Annotated in this window: 20 protein-coding genes; 3 read left to right on the top strand and 17 right to left on the bottom strand. The window is 27.0% G+C overall.

The features are described 5' to 3' along the window. Positions 1 to 110: 110 nt before the first annotated feature. The 3 genes from psyc5s11_RS15845 to psyc5s11_RS15855 are packed head-to-tail and all read right to left on the bottom strand — an operon-like array spanning position 111 to position 2,570. Positions 111 to 1,205, bottom strand: a complete 1,095-nt coding sequence (locus tag psyc5s11_RS15845) for a DegT/DnrJ/EryC1/StrS family aminotransferase (RefSeq protein WP_224033469.1) — start codon at positions 1,203 to 1,205, stop codon at positions 111 to 113. A 15-nt stretch (positions 1,206 to 1,220) separates the two neighbouring features. Then, positions 1,221 to 1,628 carry a sugar 3,4-ketoisomerase gene (locus psyc5s11_RS15850; RefSeq protein ID WP_224033470.1) on the bottom strand — a complete coding sequence of 136 codons (408 nt, stop codon included), beginning with the start codon at positions 1,626 to 1,628 and terminating at the stop codon, positions 1,221 to 1,223. Between the two features lie 21 nt (positions 1,629 to 1,649). Beyond that, positions 1,650 to 2,570: a DegT/DnrJ/EryC1/StrS family aminotransferase gene (locus psyc5s11_RS15855; RefSeq protein ID WP_224033471.1), complete on the bottom strand. Its 921-nt coding sequence runs from the start codon at positions 2,568 to 2,570 to the stop codon at positions 1,650 to 1,652. Between the two features lie 143 nt (positions 2,571 to 2,713). On the opposite strand from psyc5s11_RS15855, the gene psyc5s11_RS15860 reads away from it, so the two are divergent. The 3 genes from psyc5s11_RS15860 to psyc5s11_RS15870 all read left to right on the top strand — a co-directional run bounded on the left by psyc5s11_RS15860 (position 2,714) and on the right by psyc5s11_RS15870 (position 3,901). Continuing rightward, on the top strand, positions 2,714 to 2,980 hold the full coding sequence (locus tag psyc5s11_RS15860; RefSeq protein WP_224033472.1) for a transposase: 267 nt from the start codon (positions 2,714 to 2,716) through the stop codon (positions 2,978 to 2,980). A 162-nt stretch (positions 2,981 to 3,142) separates the two neighbouring features. Continuing rightward, positions 3,143 to 3,262 carry a transposase gene (locus tag psyc5s11_RS15865; RefSeq protein WP_375542012.1) on the top strand — a complete coding sequence of 40 codons (120 nt, stop codon included), beginning with the start codon at positions 3,143 to 3,145 and terminating at the stop codon, positions 3,260 to 3,262. Positions 3,263 to 3,643: 381 nt separating this feature from the next. Beyond that, a complete protein-coding gene (locus psyc5s11_RS15870) occupies positions 3,644 to 3,901 on the top strand; it encodes an integrase core domain-containing protein (RefSeq protein WP_224033474.1) in 258 nt (85 codons plus the stop codon). Positions 3,902 to 3,935: 34 nt separating this feature from the next. Here the strand turns inward: psyc5s11_RS15870 and psyc5s11_RS15875 are convergent, their stop codons facing one another. From psyc5s11_RS15875 to psyc5s11_RS15935, 14 genes are all read right to left on the bottom strand, one after another. Further along, positions 3,936 to 4,484: an acyltransferase gene (locus psyc5s11_RS15875; protein ID WP_224033475.1), complete on the bottom strand. Its 549-nt coding sequence runs from the start codon at positions 4,482 to 4,484 to the stop codon at positions 3,936 to 3,938. A 27-nt stretch (positions 4,485 to 4,511) separates the two neighbouring features. After that, positions 4,512 to 5,483 (bottom strand): hypothetical protein, encoded by a 972-nt coding sequence (locus psyc5s11_RS15880; RefSeq protein WP_224033476.1) that lies wholly within the window; start codon positions 5,481 to 5,483, stop codon positions 4,512 to 4,514. 417 nt (positions 5,484 to 5,900) lie between these two features. Continuing rightward, positions 5,901 to 6,827 carry a glycosyltransferase gene (locus psyc5s11_RS15885; protein ID WP_224033477.1) on the bottom strand — a complete coding sequence of 309 codons (927 nt, stop codon included), beginning with the start codon at positions 6,825 to 6,827 and terminating at the stop codon, positions 5,901 to 5,903. 379 nt (positions 6,828 to 7,206) lie between these two features. Further along, on the bottom strand, positions 7,207 to 7,356 hold the full coding sequence (locus psyc5s11_RS15890) for a transposase (protein WP_224033478.1): 150 nt from the start codon (positions 7,354 to 7,356) through the stop codon (positions 7,207 to 7,209). A gap of 194 nt (positions 7,357 to 7,550) precedes the next feature. Beyond that, positions 7,551 to 8,867 carry an O-antigen polymerase gene (locus psyc5s11_RS15895; RefSeq protein ID WP_224033479.1) on the bottom strand — a complete coding sequence of 439 codons (1,317 nt, stop codon included), beginning with the start codon at positions 8,865 to 8,867 and terminating at the stop codon, positions 7,551 to 7,553. 196 nt (positions 8,868 to 9,063) lie between these two features. Next, positions 9,064 to 9,375 (bottom strand): IS66 family transposase, encoded by a 312-nt coding sequence (locus tag psyc5s11_RS15900; protein ID WP_258712336.1) that lies wholly within the window; start codon positions 9,373 to 9,375, stop codon positions 9,064 to 9,066. A 170-nt stretch (positions 9,376 to 9,545) separates the two neighbouring features. Then, on the bottom strand, positions 9,546 to 10,439 hold the full coding sequence (locus psyc5s11_RS15905) for a glycosyltransferase family 2 protein (RefSeq protein ID WP_224033480.1): 894 nt from the start codon (positions 10,437 to 10,439) through the stop codon (positions 9,546 to 9,548). A 199-nt stretch (positions 10,440 to 10,638) separates the two neighbouring features. Next, on the bottom strand, positions 10,639 to 11,673 hold the full coding sequence (locus psyc5s11_RS15910; protein ID WP_224033481.1) for a glycosyltransferase family 4 protein: 1,035 nt from the start codon (positions 11,671 to 11,673) through the stop codon (positions 10,639 to 10,641). 259 nt (positions 11,674 to 11,932) lie between these two features. Next, positions 11,933 to 13,045 (bottom strand): glycosyltransferase, encoded by a 1,113-nt coding sequence (locus psyc5s11_RS15915; RefSeq protein WP_224033482.1) that lies wholly within the window; start codon positions 13,043 to 13,045, stop codon positions 11,933 to 11,935. A gap of 13 nt (positions 13,046 to 13,058) precedes the next feature. Further along, positions 13,059 to 14,027, bottom strand: a complete 969-nt coding sequence (locus psyc5s11_RS15920; protein WP_224033483.1) for a GDP-mannose 4,6-dehydratase — start codon at positions 14,025 to 14,027, stop codon at positions 13,059 to 13,061. Positions 14,028 to 14,079: 52 nt separating this feature from the next. Beyond that, positions 14,080 to 14,736 carry a D-sedoheptulose-7-phosphate isomerase gene (locus psyc5s11_RS15925; protein WP_224033484.1) on the bottom strand — a complete coding sequence of 219 codons (657 nt, stop codon included), beginning with the start codon at positions 14,734 to 14,736 and terminating at the stop codon, positions 14,080 to 14,082. A gap of 38 nt (positions 14,737 to 14,774) precedes the next feature. Beyond that, the gene (locus psyc5s11_RS28105) at positions 14,775 to 15,098 is read right to left on the bottom strand and encodes an HAD-IIIA family hydrolase (RefSeq protein ID WP_311196372.1); all 324 of its coding nucleotides are present in this window, start codon (positions 15,096 to 15,098) and stop codon (positions 14,775 to 14,777) included. A 31-nt stretch (positions 15,099 to 15,129) separates the two neighbouring features. Beyond that, positions 15,130 to 16,059, bottom strand: a complete 930-nt coding sequence (locus tag psyc5s11_RS15930; protein ID WP_311196373.1) for a sugar phosphate nucleotidyltransferase — start codon at positions 16,057 to 16,059, stop codon at positions 15,130 to 15,132. An 83-nt stretch (positions 16,060 to 16,142) separates the two neighbouring features. Next, positions 16,143 to 17,144 carry a GHMP family kinase ATP-binding protein gene (locus psyc5s11_RS15935; protein WP_224033485.1) on the bottom strand — a complete coding sequence of 334 codons (1,002 nt, stop codon included), beginning with the start codon at positions 17,142 to 17,144 and terminating at the stop codon, positions 16,143 to 16,145. Positions 17,145 to 17,271: the final 127 nt, after the last annotated feature.

Raw genomic sequence — 17,271 nt, forward strand, 5'->3', positions numbered from 1 at the left:
CATACAGAATATTTGCTACAATTTAAAAAATTATAAAATTAATTAATGAATAATCACAGGATATTCATTAACTTAATTAAAGCATTAATCACATATCTATCTTTTAATATTTACCATTCATTAATTTTAGTAATAACATATTCAATCGCTTCATCATCCATCCCATACCACATAGGTAAACTTATTACCTCTTTAGATATCTTTTCAGCTATAGATAAACTACCTTCTGTAATATTCAACTCTTTATAAGCCTCTTGCATGTGCATTGGTGTTGGATAATGTATATTAGCACCTATTCCATTATCATTTAAATATTTTGCAAATTCATCTCTTTTTTCTGTTCTAACAGCGAATATATGCCATACATGTTTTGCATAATCCATTTCTACTGGTTTTATTATATTAATATTATTAATACCCTCAATATATTTTTGTGCTGTTTTTACTCTATTTTCATTCCATTTTTGAAGATTTCTCAATTTAATTCTTAAAAATGCTGCTTGAACTTCATCAAGCCTTGAATTTGTACCTTTATATATATGATGATATTTTTTATCGGATCCATAGTTTGCTATTGTTCTTATTTTATCTGCTAAGACTTTGTCATTTGTAACTACAGCTCCACTATCTCCAAGTGCCCCTAAATTCTTTGCTGGATAAAAACTAAATCCGGCTGCATCTCCTAAACTACCTGTCTTTTTACCTTTATATAATGCCCCATGTGATTGTGCTGAATCTTCTATAACTTTCAAATTATACTTTTTAGCAATGCTATTTATCTTGTCCATATCTGCAGGTTGTCCATACAAATGAACTGCCATTATTGCTTTTGTTTTAGTTGTTATAACTTTCCCTATTAATTCAGAGTCGATATTATATGATAATAAATCTGGCTCAACAAAAATTGGTGTAGCTCCTGTATATGATACTGCAAGAGCAGTTGCAATATATGTGTTAGATGGAACTATTACTTCATCACCTTCTCCTATATCATATCCTTTTAATATTAAATAAAGTGCATCTAGACCATTTCCGCAACCAATACAATGCTTTGAATCGCAAAATTCTGCAAATTCTTCTTCAAATTTTTTTACTTCTTCACCTTGTATAAACCAATTTTTTTTATAAACTTCTTTAAATTTATCTAATATGTCACTTTCAATTTCCCTATGCATAGGTTCAAAACTTACAAATGGTATATTCATATTTTACACATCCTTTTAAAATCTCTTTTTCGCTTCTTCCAAATAAAAGTCATAGTTTCTTATATAGTCATTTTCATCATAATATTCTGAAGCAATAACTAATAATACACTTCCTTCACTAAAATCAAACATCTCTCTCCATACATAATTTCCCAAATACAATCCAACTGATGGATCATTTAATTCAATAACTTCCTCCTCAATAGGATTTTTAGTCCTGATTTTTACAGATCCATTAATACAAATAAGTACTTGATGAAGTTTTCTATGAGAATGAAATCCCCTTGTTATTCCCTGATCTACTCTGGTTATACAATAAATTCTTTTTATTTCAAAAGGAATATCAATTTTAGATTCTATTGGTGTTAGATGACCATACTTATCCTTTATATCTATGAATTTTAACATCGATACATTATACATTTTTTCATCTCCTTCATACCTTTATAAATTATATATATAATATTTTATAACTTCATAAAAATAGTCTAACTCATCAGTATTAAGCCTATTATGAATAGGTATAAACATAGTATTTTCTTTATAAAAAACACTACATTGTATTCCATGATTCCATATAAACTTTTTTAAATTATTGGGTTCGATTTTATTATCTACCTTAAACATAAAAACTCCAGGTATATAATTTTTCTTCAATTTAAATCTATATTCTAAATTTATTTGACTAAATTTCTTCTCTAAATATTGATAATTTTTTACTCTTTGAAGAGACCAATTATCAATATCTTCAACATAATAAGATAAAACCTTTTGAATATATTCTTTTTCTATTTCATCAATTTTCGATTCTATATTATAATTATTTTTATGAACTAATAAACCACCTATTTGTATTGGAAAAAATTTAGGAAAACTATATATAACAAAATCCCCCACCATTCCAACACTTTCTTCACTGTTATTAGAATTAAATGCATACGCACAATCCTCAATAATTGGAATATTATATTCTTTTAATTTTGTTAGCTTTTCATAAGGAAATCCAAATTCATGAATAACAAATATTGCTTTTGTATTTGGTTCTATTTGTCTTTTCCATTTGCAAATCTTTTCTATTTCTTTAGTTACGCAACCACTTACATAAAAATTATTTGAAGTTGTTATTATTGCTATATTATCTTTGCAATTTAAATTTAATTTAGACAAAGCTAAATTTATCGCTTTTCTTCCATTTTCTGTATAACAATATTTCATATTAATAAACCTAGATTTGAAATATTCATCTATAATTTTAGATTTATTTAAATGTATATTAAATATTATATCTTTAGTAGAAAATGTGCTTATTCTATACATTGGTAATAAATACTCATCTGGACAAATTACATAATTATTCTTTACCATAATTCCTCCTAGAAATTAAATATATTTTTATTAATATTTAGTGTATCTGGTGTTAGTATATAAATAGTACAAGTTTAATTGAGAAAGTTCCAAATAAAAAATATAATAAAATAGAAATAAGAAAAAAATGTGGGAACTTTATTATGACAAAACAACATAGTAAACAATCTAAAGAAGATGCAGTACATTATTATGAAAGCCATAAAGAACTTGGTGCCAAAGGTTGTGCAAATAATCTTGATATTGGACAAAGCACTTTAACTAAACGGCTTAAAGAATTTCGTGACAATGAAGAAATAGTAGTACGGGGGTCTGGGAATTATTCCAGTGATGAACAAAAGGAAATTACAAGTCTCAAGAGTGAACTAAAAGATACACAAGATGCACTTGATGTGCTAAAAAAGCTATAGGCATTCTGGGAAAATAACAGAAGCAATTTACCTTGAAGTCAATCAAAAATCTAATGATACTATCCAAAAAAACACCAGGTTTCTGTTAGCTGAATGCTTAATAAATTAGGCGTTTCACGTTCGGTGTATAATTCTTAGTTAAACAGATTCTAATCCAATCAAATTAAACGTAAAGAACCTGTTAAATTGCAGATACAGGAAATTTATGATACATCACATCAAAATTATGGTGCTCCTAAAATTACCAAAGAACTACAGAAAAATGGCGAAAAATTTTTCTAGCGTACCGTAGGCAAATACATGCGTGAAATGTGCATTAAAGATCAATATATTAAAACATATACTATTACAACAAAAGATTCTGATTTCAGCAGTGAACTTAAGTATCCTTAATGAACAGTTTAATCCTTCTAAACCTAATGCAGTATGGTGTACTAATATAACTTATATATGGACTATAGACGGTTTTGTTTACTTAACTTCTTATTGACTTGTACTCTAGAAAAATATATTTTGAACTTTATCAAGTACTTTAGAAGTATTATGTGCTGTTGATACAATGAATAAAGCAAAAACATCTAGAAATATCACTGAACCACTTATTTTGCATAGCGACCGTGCAGCCAGTATGTCTCAAAAGAATATTGAAATATCACAAATAAAGTGAAATTAAGCTATTCCCCAAAAGCTTATCAATGGGATAATTCCTTTATAGAATCATTTCATGCTATTATCAAGCGTGAATGGCTTAACAGATTCAAAATAAAAAATTATGCACATGCTTATATGCTTGTATTTGAATATATTGAAGACTTTTATAATACAGTTCGTATTCATAGCCACTGCAACTATATATCTCCGGATCAATTTGAAAAATTATACGCCAGAATTGAAAAAGGTTCCAATAAATTAGCATGCTAATTTATTGTGAATTATGGGGATTAAGTTTCTCATTTTAATTTGTACTTTTTCTTGACATAGTACCAATCTCTCTGATTTTTTTTGCTGGAACACCTGCATAAATTGAATAAGGTTCTATATTACTTATAACAACACTACCAGCTCCTATTATAGAGCATTTCCCTACATGAACTCCTGGAAGTATGGTTACATTAGCGCCAATCCAAACCTCATCATCTATAGTTATTTTTTGATTCTTTAGTAATTTTTCTCTAACATAACTAATTTCTTTTAATTCTTTTGAATTATTTGGAGATGAACTTGCTATTAACAATAAATTAGGTCCTATAGAAACATTATTTCCGATATACACCATATCATTTTCTTTTTCTCCTTCCATAATAATTTTCATGCCTAAATTTGCATATGTATTGTCCCCCATGTAAACTCCTAGTTTTCTAAAATACATTTTTCTTATTCTTGCATCACTATAATACATAGCTATTAATTTAACAAATCTTAATGGCATTATATTTATACTGTCTTTCAAAAAAGAATATATATATTCATCTATAAACTCTAATAGCTTTTTTCTACTTTTCATAGACTCATCCCTTATCAATCTAATTTTTTATAAATCATACTTAAAACATATTTTTAAGTTATTTCTACAACCAACGGATTTCTTAAAATCTGCAAGCCCTTCGTTAATTATTCCATTTTCACTGGATGGGCCAATATCCAAATATTTTTTACCTAAACTTTTATAATGTTCAACAAGTTTTATAGGTAATAATCCCATTGGTCTCATGTTTGTGTATTCCCTAATATCACCCCAATATATAACTTGGCTAATATATTCATTTACATCAAAAATGATTGCTGCTGCAATATAATTCTCATTTAATTTTATACAAAAGCACCTACAAGTACTCTCTTTCATGGAAATTATATCCTTCATCTGCATTAATGACATTTTTAATGGATATCCCCTTTCTTCTCGGTTAATTCTAATAATATTGTATACTAAATCAAAATTATTTAATGATATCTCCTCAAATTGTAAATTACTTTCTATTGCTCTTTTATAATTTTTTCTTGAACTATGAACTAAATTCTTAACAAAATGGTCCAAATTAATAAAATCATCCAAATCAAAATAATTATTTATATCTATATACTTCACATAAAAATTATTATGAAAAAATGCGGCTGCTGTAGCATTTATTACTTCTTTATTATATATATCTGGTGGCAATGTAAATATTATAGATTTACATAATAGATGCTTAGTAATTTCCTTTAAACTCCCTACTATATTGCATATCTCACTATTTTTCCACTTAATTTGTGGATAAATCATAGAAAATGGAGACGAGTACGGAGCAATTAACGTTTTTTGTCCAATTCCTAAGTAACATTCTCCTACGGCCTTACCCTTTTTTTTAAATACAACTTTATAAACTTTTTCTGCAAATTTCTTATGATATTCATGAAACTCATCAGTATCAAAAAAAAGATGTTTTTGAAAATTTGCCTTTGCTAGTGGATTACTATTATTTTCTATAGTATTACATTCTATATCATAAACTATTTCAGTCATTTATTCTCCTCCTCATTTAATTTAATTTTGCTAAGTTGATATTATATAGATAGCTTGTTCTAACTTTAGCTTAAAATAAACTTTATATAATAAATCTTGCTATCAGAAATTAAATACTTTCAAAAAAATTATTAATCATCGTTGTTTTGTTTAAATATATGCAAATTGTGTAAAAACAAAATAGATTTCCAAAATATCAATATAAACACTCTACTCTACAATCCATTTTAAACAAATATTCTAAAATGTTCTATTTGCATAAGTAACTTACATTTGGCATAGTTATGACACTTATATTAATTTTAAATGTTACGATAAAAATTGTACCTTTTCTTTAAAATTCTTTTTCTACCTAATGAGTTACTTGTTTAATTTAAATTTCGTTGTAATTTTTCCTTATGTTGCGTTTTCTTCTGTTTAAAAGTTTTTAGTATTTAAATAATTATTAAACTTTTGAATTACCTTATACGCTATTATATCTAGATTTTTGAAATAAAATAATGATTTTTCATAAAAATCATATTGTCTTAATTGAATTTCTCTATTATATTCAAATTTTTTTATTCGATATACAAAATTTCCAATTATATTTCTATTAGGTAATATTTCTTTTTTAATTACTTTATACAAATCTTGTTTAAGTGTAGGGTTTATTATATTATTATTACTAATCCCCTCTGTCCTATACCTTATAATAGGTATTTCAAAAAAGTGTATTTTGCAATTATTTTTAAGTAACTTAAGATAAGTTGGATAATCTTCTAACAATGTATATTCCTCATCAAAATACCCATATTTTTGAATCATTTTTTTTGAAAAAGGTGTACTTGCTCCAGATATAAAATTTTTCTTACTTAATTCTTTAAAAAGATCATTACAATTTAAGCTTTTTATCATTTTTATTTCTTTCTTTTTAGGTAAGACTTGTAGTAATTTTTTCATTTTTTCATCATATAAATATCTTTTGGTTGTTATAATTAAAGCATTTGTTTTTTTAAAATATTCAATAATTTTAGTTATTGTGCTATTGTCATAAAAAACATCATCCGATGCTACACCTATAAAATATTCCCCACTACTTAATTTGATTGCTGTATTATAATTTCTTACTGTACCTATATTTTGGTCATTCTGATTTATTATCACATTTTTTATATTATCGTTTTTATTTATATATATATATTCAAATAATTTATCCTTATTAAAATTGTCTGATCCATCATCATTGATAATTAATTCAATATTTTTATAATCCTGCTTTAAAACAGAATCTATTGCTTCATAAATATATTTAAAATTTTTATAAGTTAAAATTATTGTACTTACTAATGGGTATTCTTCCATAATTTCTACAACTCCAATTTTTGTTTTGTACTAATATGTTTCGTGTTAAATTATATTTATAGTCTTCTAAGTCGAGTATTTTTATAATACAAATTTTATATATAACTTCTGTAAAGATAACTAATAGAATTAAAGCAATAGTAAACCAAATTATTCATGAACTCAAATTCTATGGTTATTATTGTAAAAACTTACATGGAATTTGAGTTTATTCAATTTTTATATTAAAACTTTCTTCTATTTACGCAAATTCATTGAAAAACCAGCAATACATGTATTTACATTTGCAAAAAATGGTAGACTAGCCGCTTGTGTTATTTTAGAAACACAATATACCCATATTTTTACAGTAAAGAACAAATCACACCAATAAAGGCAATCATTGAATTTTATTTAGTATCATCCAAAATTCATATTTATATGGGCAACTGCTACATAAATTAAACTTTAAGTAACGTCCACCTTGTGTTATTTTAGCTGCAATCTTAATTATCTTTATACGAATAGTTTCAATTGTCATAGATTTCATTGATGTTTTATCTAATCAAATATTTCCGAACCAATTGTTGAAGTTGTATGAAAGAACAGTTTCTTGAAGTTTATTTGTATAGCTTCTGTTAAAGTTTCATTGTTATAGTTTTTAACATCCATATTTACAGAAAGGACTTTTTAATTTTTTTAATATTGATTCACATAATTTTATTATCACTTATTTTGTAATAACTACTGCTTCGATGTTTTTAATATAATATGTGATAATATATAAATTGTTATGAATATTATTAAAAAAGCATCTATCGGACCTAAACATAACGATAATAAATCAATATGTGCATATATTATGTAGTACGCTATAGATGAATATATTATTCCTCCAAAAATATTAGCTGGTAATTTATAATATAATTTATTTCTAACAAATCCTATAATAACTCCTATAAAAAAAGAATAAAATATAGATCCTACTGTTCCAAAATAAATCATTCCAAAAAAATTATGTCTAGGATTTGGTCCTGATACATAATTTACATTTTTAAAAATTTTAAATACCTGTAATCCTAAATTTGCTTTTACTGCATCTGTAGAATAGGCATTAATCCAATGTTTAAAGAATACTAAATTTCCAAATAAGTTGGTTATGAAATTTCCACTATCAACTTGATTTAAAATACTATCATTTACATAAGAATAAATAAAAATATCTCCTGATATTGCAAATCTATGAAATATATAATCTAATGCTTCATTATAATTACAATTTGTATATCTATAAGCAGTTATTAAAATAGCACTAATAAATGCCAAACCCAATATCTTAATACTCATTTTATGAATTTTTCTTATAACTAGTTTAGGGTCTTCTAAAAATCTATACATATATATTGAATAATAGAAACCTATAAATACAATAATAATAAAATTACTTTTCCATCCACTCAAAACTAAGCTTATTACAACAAAGATTAATATTGATATATTATATATCTTATATTGTATTTTTGATTTTTTAGAATTCATTATGTTGCTTATTCCACAATAAATTAATATTGGTAAACATCCTGTCAATATTATAGTAAATTTTCCTGCTTCTAATTGCATGTCAATTAATGACTTTTCTGTTTGATCATAAAACATTGGTATTCCTATTTTTATATATACATATAGTTGCGCTATAATATATATTATAGAAGTAATTATAAACACTACTTTTTGAAGTTCAAAATCTTCTTTTTTATATATAATAATTGCTTGAATTTTCTCTAAGTTTATTTTCTTAAAAATATTAAGGCCTACTACAAATGCTATTTCTGTTAAGACATATTGAACAATTAAATCAGTTTTTATATAATTCAATTTATATAGAAAAATATTAGTAGTTGTAGCTCCAATTGAATATAAAATAAATAAAAAAAGTGGATCATAGACATTGTAAAGTTGTCTTTTTACTGCAATAAAGTATATTAACGCTATAGGAATCATTATATACATATACATTATGATGTTTTGATTCAAAATTTCATAGAAAGAATTATAATCCATAAAGAACCTCTTTTCTTATAAATTTCATTATATAGGGTAATATTGTATTTTTATAATTGTTCAGCTATGATGCATTACTTATTTTGAGAATGTAATTTAGATATTATAAATAGAGGTATCAACTTATAATTAATACCCCTCAAATCTCTTAGTGACACTAATGTCGGATCAATATGATTTGAAGTAAAGATTGATTTTATACAATCTCAGTGTTTAATCTATTTTTTTGAACTGTGGATATATATCCACGAATTTTAGAAAATGTTTTTGCACCATATTCACTTTTAAATGTTCTAGAGATTTTTTGTTTAACCTTAGTCATTCTAAAATCACATTCTGCAAGATTATTATCAAAAAGTGTATCAAAGTCATACATAAACGTAAGTACTTGATTTTTATAACCACTTAATCTATTTAATAGATTGCATCTAATGCTATTTTGGGCTTTATTTTTAGAATATGATACACAATTTGTAGTGTAATCTTCATTGAAACCATCTTTTAGCATTTGATCATATCTTTTTTCAAAAGTTTCAATTTTAGCTAAGGCTAGAGCATTGGCTGTATTGCAAATAGAATCTAGTTCTTTTTTATTTCTACTAATAAATTTTTAATTATTTCTGCCCGATTTTGTTTTTCTAATTTTTATATTCCATTTAATTCTCTCATTTAATATTTTTATAAACAATTTCTACTACTAAGTTTAATTCCTTCAATGATAGCTCTTCCTTTATCATTTTTCCCTCTTACTCTATATTCAATGTATCTTATAATTCGTGTACTATAGAAGAAAATATTTGTAAATAAAAAGTTAAGTTTATTTACTTTATTTTTATATTTCTTCATAAAAAGTATTCTATTTCTAGTACTCCACTTTATTAAGAAATCTGACTCTTCTCCACCTCCTGATGATCCCACTTTATGATATATTACTGCTTTCGGATTGTACCATATCTTGTATCCTGCCTCTTTTACTTTTATACAAAAATCCGCATCTTCAAAATACATAAAATATTCTTCTGAAAGTAATCCAACTTTTTCAAATACTTCTTTTTTTATCAACATACAGCATCCTGTCATAAAATCCATTTCTAGTTGTTCATCACACTGGCCTTTATCAAGTTCTCTCATCCCATAATGAGTTGGTATAAACTTAAACCAATTAAAATTTCCTCCACCATACCATATAATATTTTTATTGAAATAATACATTATTTTGCTTCCAACAATCCCTATATCTCTATTATCGGAAAATGATTCAATCATGTTTTCCAAAAAATTAGATTCTACTATAGTATCATTATTTAAAAGTAATACATATTCTCCTCCATTTTTAATTGCATATTCTATTCCTGCATTATTTCCACTAGCAAATCCTAAATTCTCTTTAAGTTCAATTATAAAACAATCTTTTAACGATTGTTTTATATACATAATAGAATTATTAGTCGAAGCATTATCAACTATTATGATTTTGTAATTTTTATAATTTATTTTTTTTAAGCTTTCTACACATTCAATGGTATCTTTATATCCATTATAATTTATTACAATTATATATATTATAGGCATTTTATGCTCCTATCTATTGATTTTATATAGTCAGTAGCTGAATACTACAACCGTTTATATAATTTACATTTTGCTAATCTAAAATATTTTTTAGCAGATTTAAAACCACCTTTTTAAAAAAATTGTTGAACTATTGCTACATATAAGAATATGCCAAAATATGTGTAGTTAATGATAAACACTTATTAATAAATTTTAACTATAAATCTAATAATAACTTTTTTAGCATTTGTGCTGATTTTTCAAAACTATATTTTTTCATAATCAACCCAGAATCTTCAACATTATTCTTTAGTAAAGCAGCTAAATCAATATTATAATTGTATGGATCTATATAAAAAACTGTATCACCATATACTTCATGCATACATTTAGTATTGGAAACAATAGCTTTAGCTCCAACGCTCATAGCCTCTAGTGGTGGTAATCCAAAGCCTTCATAAAATGTCGGAAATAGAAAAGCCTTACAATCACGCATTAAAGTTTTTGCTTCTTCATCACCAATATATCCCAAAAATTTAACATTCGCTGGTTTTTCTATAAAATCATTATTTGCAAATACATTATTATTAACAGAACCAGCTATAACAAATTCTGATGTAGAATTGTTTATTGCCTGTTTAATAATCCATTTAAAATTTTTATTAGGTTCTAGGCTTGACATTGAAAAATAGTATTCATTTTTTTTGAGTTGGTATTTTTTTAATACTCTTTCATCAAAATTAATCTTTTTAAAATGCTGCCAAGCTGAAGGAATCACATATACTTTATTTGAGTCATAATTATAGAATTTTAAAATTTCTGATTTTGAAAATTCAGATACAGTAATTACAATTTTTGCTCTATGAAAAACATTAAAAAACAACATTTTATATAATAATAAAAATTTTTTACTAAAATATTGAGGAACAACAATTGGCTTAATATCATGCACACATACAATACCTGGATTTAAAAAAGGTGCAGCATTACATAAATTTAAAGAAATTGCTTTTTGTCGTATCACATATATCGAAAATGATATATGTTCCCATAATCTATTCGTAAGACTTCCAATTTTCACAACTTTAATATTTTGAAAATTGGGAATATGCACAGCATTTTTAGGAACTGCTATTAAATATTGTCCTGGTTTAGACAATTTATCTAACTCTAATGTAATTTCTCTAGCATATCTTTCAACGCCAGTCACTTTCCTAGTTAAAAAACGTCCATTTATAATAACTTTTTTCATTTTTTTACCTGCTTAAATATTATTCTATAAAAAATAATCCTGACTTTTGGTTGTTCACTAAAAACAAATTTATTATACTTATTTTCTACATAATTTCTCATACTTTTTTCTTATGTACTTACTAAAATTTTTTCTCATGGACAATAATTTCTTTTTTATCAAATGGCATTTCATTAAATTCTAAAACTGCTTATTTAAATAACTCAATGAACTGTTCTTTAAAAATTAATTCACTTTATTCTTATCTAGTTATCATTATTTATAATCTCAAATTTTCTTCTTGAAATTCTTTATATTTACGTTCTACAAAATCTTTAATTTGTAATTTAAAAACTGATTCATCAAATTTCAAAGCATGTGCCCTAATTTCTTCTTTATTAAATTTAATTGTTTCAAATTTTTTAATTGCACTAATTAAAGATTCTGTTGTTTGTTCTTCAAAAAACAATCCTGTCTTCCCCTCAACAATCGTCTCCAAAGCGCCACCTTTTCCATATGCAATAGCAGGCCGTCCACAAGACATAGCTTCCAAAGGAGCCATCCCATAATCTTCCTCTCCCGGAAACAAGAATGCTTTACATTTTGCATAGTATTCTCTTAATTCGTTATCCGAAACACATCCAACCATTTTTACCGTTAGTCCAGCCATTGATTTTAACTTTTGTTCAAAAGGACCTGTTCCAACAACTATTAGAGGCAATCCCAATTTATTACAAGCATCTATAGCTATATCAGCTCTTTTATATTCCTGTAATCTTGAAACAACTAAATAATAGTCTCCATTTTCATCCATAGGCTTAAAAAAATCACAAATTACAGGTGAATGAATTACTTCTGCTTTGCGTCGATAATGTTTATATATTCTTTTAGCAACATTATGAGAATTAGTCATAAAATAATCTACTCTTGCTGAAGAAGCATAATCCCACACTCTAATAAATGTAAGAAAATAATTTAATATTTTATTGACAAATTTATTTTTTCCGGCCATTTTTGCAGCATATTCATAAGAAAATTCCCAAGCATAACGCATTGGTGAATGGCAATAACACACATGCAATGTTGATGGATTCGTAATAACCCCTTTAGCAACACATGAACTCCAACTTATTACCATATCATATCCATTAAGATCAAAAGACTCTATCGCTGTAGGCATAAACGGAAAAAGTTTTCTATGATTTTTTATCGTTTTTCTCTTTTGAAGAGATGATGTTATAATATTTGCACTCTTTAATGGTTCTTCCAAAACTTCCTTATTGCAAACTGTCGTATATATTGTTGCATCAGGATATAACTCCAATAAATTTATAAGTGTTCTTTCTGCACCACCCATTGACACTAGCCAATCAGTTACTATAGCAATTCTCATCCCCCACCCCCAATTAAACCAATTTCATTCTCCAATAATCAAGCATTTCAGAAACAGTCTGTTCTAATGTAATAGTTTGTTTCCATCCAGTATCTCTTTTTAGTTTAGTAACATCACCAACAATAATCTTTTCATCTGTTGGTCTAATAAGTTTTTGATCAACATTTAGTTCAAACTTCACCCTCATCTGATTTTCAATAATATCAATAATCTCTTTTATTGGATATATTCTTTCTGATGAGATATTATAAACCTCCCCATATGTGCCTTTTTCAGCAAGAAGCGTAAGTCCCTTTAAAAGATCTTTAAAATCCATAATTGCACGCTGTGTTTCAATATTGCCAACATGTAATATAGGATGCTTTGTGCCAGCTTTTTCTTGAGAAATGGCCCTCATAGTAAAATCAGAAGTAACATCATTTACTTTTCTTGTACCTGTAGTATTGAATATTCTTGCCCTAATAGTTCTGATGCCATAATTTACATAATACTGGTATGCCAGTAAGTCCTGTCCAACTTTGCTTACACCATATGGATGTAGTGGTTTTAATTCTGCTGTCTCTTTTACCTTTGGTTCTTTCAATTCTTCCAAAGTCGCACCGTATTCTGCACTTGAGCATGCTACAACTACAACCGGATCATATTGTGGTTGAACCAAACGAACTTTTTTAATAGCCTCAAATATCGCAATAGTCCCCCCTATATTTGTATCAATTGTTTCGTATGGTCTTTCCCACGAAACGGTAGGATAGCTCTGAGCTGCTAAATGATAAATTTGTGTAGGTTGGAATTCAGAAATTACTTTTTCTACACTTTGGCAATATCTAACATCGCATTCTATCAATTTTATTTTTTGATTAATTTCTTTTAAATCTACTGTTGGTTTATAATAAGTACCAACTACCTCCACACCTTGCTCATATAAGAATTCAACCATATGTGAACCAACCATACCTCCAGCACCAGTTACTAAAATTGTCATATTTCTCTTCTCTCCAATCCATCTAATAAATTAAATTACATTTAAGTTTATCTTAATTACAAAAAAATCTATCTTCCAACATTAGACACCAACAATGATAAATAGGAAGATGTAATTCCTGAATTATATATGTCTCATTTTCAGGCACTATTATTGATACATCAGAAACATCTTTAAGTCTTCCACCATCTCTACCTGTTAGCCCAATAACTTTCATTCCTTTAGCTTTAGCAGTAATTGCTGCATAAAGAATATTATTAGAATTACCTGATGTGGAAATGCCAAGAAAAATATCTATATTTTTCCCATATCCATTGACTTGTTGAGCAAAACAAAGAAGCCCATCTACATCATTAAGATAGGCTGTAGTGAGAGCTGCATGATTACTTAAAGCTATAGTAGGTAATCCCTCCTGCAATTTTACAGCTAATTCTTCACCACCTTTGCTATCAATTTCTATGAGCTTTTTAGCAAACTCAGCAGAGACTTTTCTCTTCTTCTTAAAACTTTTCATTAATTCACCAGTAATATGCTCTGCATCAGCTGCACTACCTCCATTACCAGCAATTAAAAGCTTGCCTCCATTTTTAAATGAGTCTTCTAATATAAAATATGCATTAGCTATTTGCTCTTTAATTGACTGTAATACTTCATATCTTTTTATTAGTAATTCGATGTGCTTATTTAATTTTTCTTCTAAAATTCTCATTATACATCTCCAACCATATATTTCTAATTACTATATATCTATTTCAAAATATCATATATAAATTGACTTAAATTCTTAAAGTGTTTATATATTGTATTATTATCTTCACCTAGTAAGGCAACATTACAACCAGCATTTAACCCTGCTTTTATGTCATTCTTCCCATCACCAAGCATCCAAGAATATGATAAATCGACATTATATTTTTCAGCAGCTTTTAATATCAAGCCAGGCTTTGGTTTTCTGCAATCACACTCAACTTTATATTCAGTTCTTTCGCCTTTAAATCCTTTATCAGGATGATGAGGACAAAAAAAGATACCATCTACATAAGCCTCTTTTTCCCCTAAAAGTGTTTCCATTTTATTATGGATTTCTTGAAGTTCTTCAAGGCTAACATCTCCTCTTGCTATTACAGGTTTTGGTAACTACAATAGTAAGATATCCGCTTTCATTAATTCTTTTAATTGCTTCACCCACGCCATCAATTAGTTCAAAATCATTAATATTTTTTAAAAATCCAACATACTTATTGATAGTACCATCTCTATCTAAAAATATAGCTTTCTGTTTATGTAAAAGATTCTTAGCTTTTACTTTGCCTGTTTTAATATCTTCAATCACAGCATAGAGTCGATCTGGAGTTCCCATATCTTTTACATATTCTGGCGAACTATAAGCAAATAGTTTTCCAGATGCAATTAGTGGTTTTAAAACTTCTCTATCTAAATCAATTTTTTTTAGTTCTTTAAATACATTAAGAATCTCTGGAGAAAACATATGAATTCCAGCATTAACACAATTCTTATACCAAAGTCTTTCATCTTCTTTATGACGCCAATTAGTCACTTTTCCATTTTTATCAGCTACAATAATTCCACTATCATACGGATGACTATTGGGATGAGTAAATATAGTTGCTACTTCACCATTATCTTTGTGAAATTTATAAAATCTATTTATGTCAATATCAAAAATAATATCTCCATTTAATACCAAGAAATCTTCAATGAGTTCATCCTTTAGAAATAATAAAGATCCAGCTGTTCCAAGTGGTTCTTTTTCTTCTACATATTTAATCTGAACACCAAATTGCTTTCCTGTCACTGGTGATATCTTGCTGCCATCCCCAAAGTAATTTTTTATAATATGTCCAAGATACCCAATAACTAAAATTATTTCTGTAAAGCCCTGCTCTCTTAAACACTCAATCTGATATTCAAGAATTGGTTTATCTAAAATATGAATCATTGGCTTTGGAACTTCTGAATTAACTGAAGCAATTCTTGTCCCTTTTCCACCAGCCATAATAACTATTTTCATAATATATATCCTCAAATCTTCTATTATTCCTATAAACTTTTTTCTAATCAAATTCATTTAATCATCTTGATGCAACTTTTCTCTTACTGCACCTTTGACTCATAAGATTCTGATGTATAATAGATAATTCTAGTCCCACCATCTTCAAATTTAAATGGAACATATAATATATCTTTCATAGCTTCTTTTACTAATGTCCTCTTATCAGGTTCAACATAAAATAATAAAAATCCGCCACCACCAGCTCCAAGTAACTTTCCACCAATTGCTCCTGCCTTTCTAGCCTTTGTATATATAGCATCAATGGAATCATTTGAAATTTTACTAGTAATTCCACGTTTTAGTTTCCATGTATAATCAAGAATTTTTCCAAACTCATTTAAATCACTTTTTGAAGTTAAAATTTTTTCTGCATCATCTACTAGACTCAACATTTCAAGCAATTGTTTTGTCTTTTCCTTCATAGTACTTTGTTGAACTTTAGATATATCAGAAGAAAATCTTGAAAATCCAGTAAAAAAAAGCATCAAATTATCATTTAATTGTTCTTTTCTTTCAGTTGAAATAATAATAGGATTAACTGTATATCCATCTGCACTAAAATTAATTCTGTTTAGTCCACCAAAAGAAGCCGCTATCTGATCCTGAATACCTCCATTCTCTTTGCAAAGTATCCTTTCTAAATATATTGCTTCATCAGCAAGCTTTTTCTTATCTGCATACTTTCCTTTTAATCCATAAAACGCATTTAGCATTCCAACTGCAAACGAGCTGCTTGTACCTAATCCAGAACGTGCAGGAAGATCTGCTTCATAATTAAGCCGAATCTCATGCATATCTAAAAACTTCATTGCTTCCCTTATTGCTGGATGTTCAATACTTTCTATAGCTTTTAAACGTTCTATTTTTGAATAACAAAGTTCAGTAGAATAATCAAAAAATCTTGGTAGATGCCGAACATTTACATAACAATATTTATCAAAAGTAGTGGAAATAACTGCTCCTCCATGTTCATTAAAAAATCCCTGAAAATCTGTCCCACCACCAAAAAAAGACATTCTAAAAGGTGTTTTGGTTATAATCATTATTTTTCTTGCTCCTTATTATTAATACTCAAACTTCTCACATGAAAAATGTGACTTAAACTTTTGAAAATTCAACGATTTTCAGTGTTTAAATATAGAAAATCCCCATAAAATATTATTGTGCAGA

It is taken from the genome of Clostridium gelidum, from assembly GCF_019977655.1.
GTDB classification, from domain to species: Bacteria; Bacillota; Clostridia; order Clostridiales; family Clostridiaceae; genus Clostridium; species Clostridium gelidum.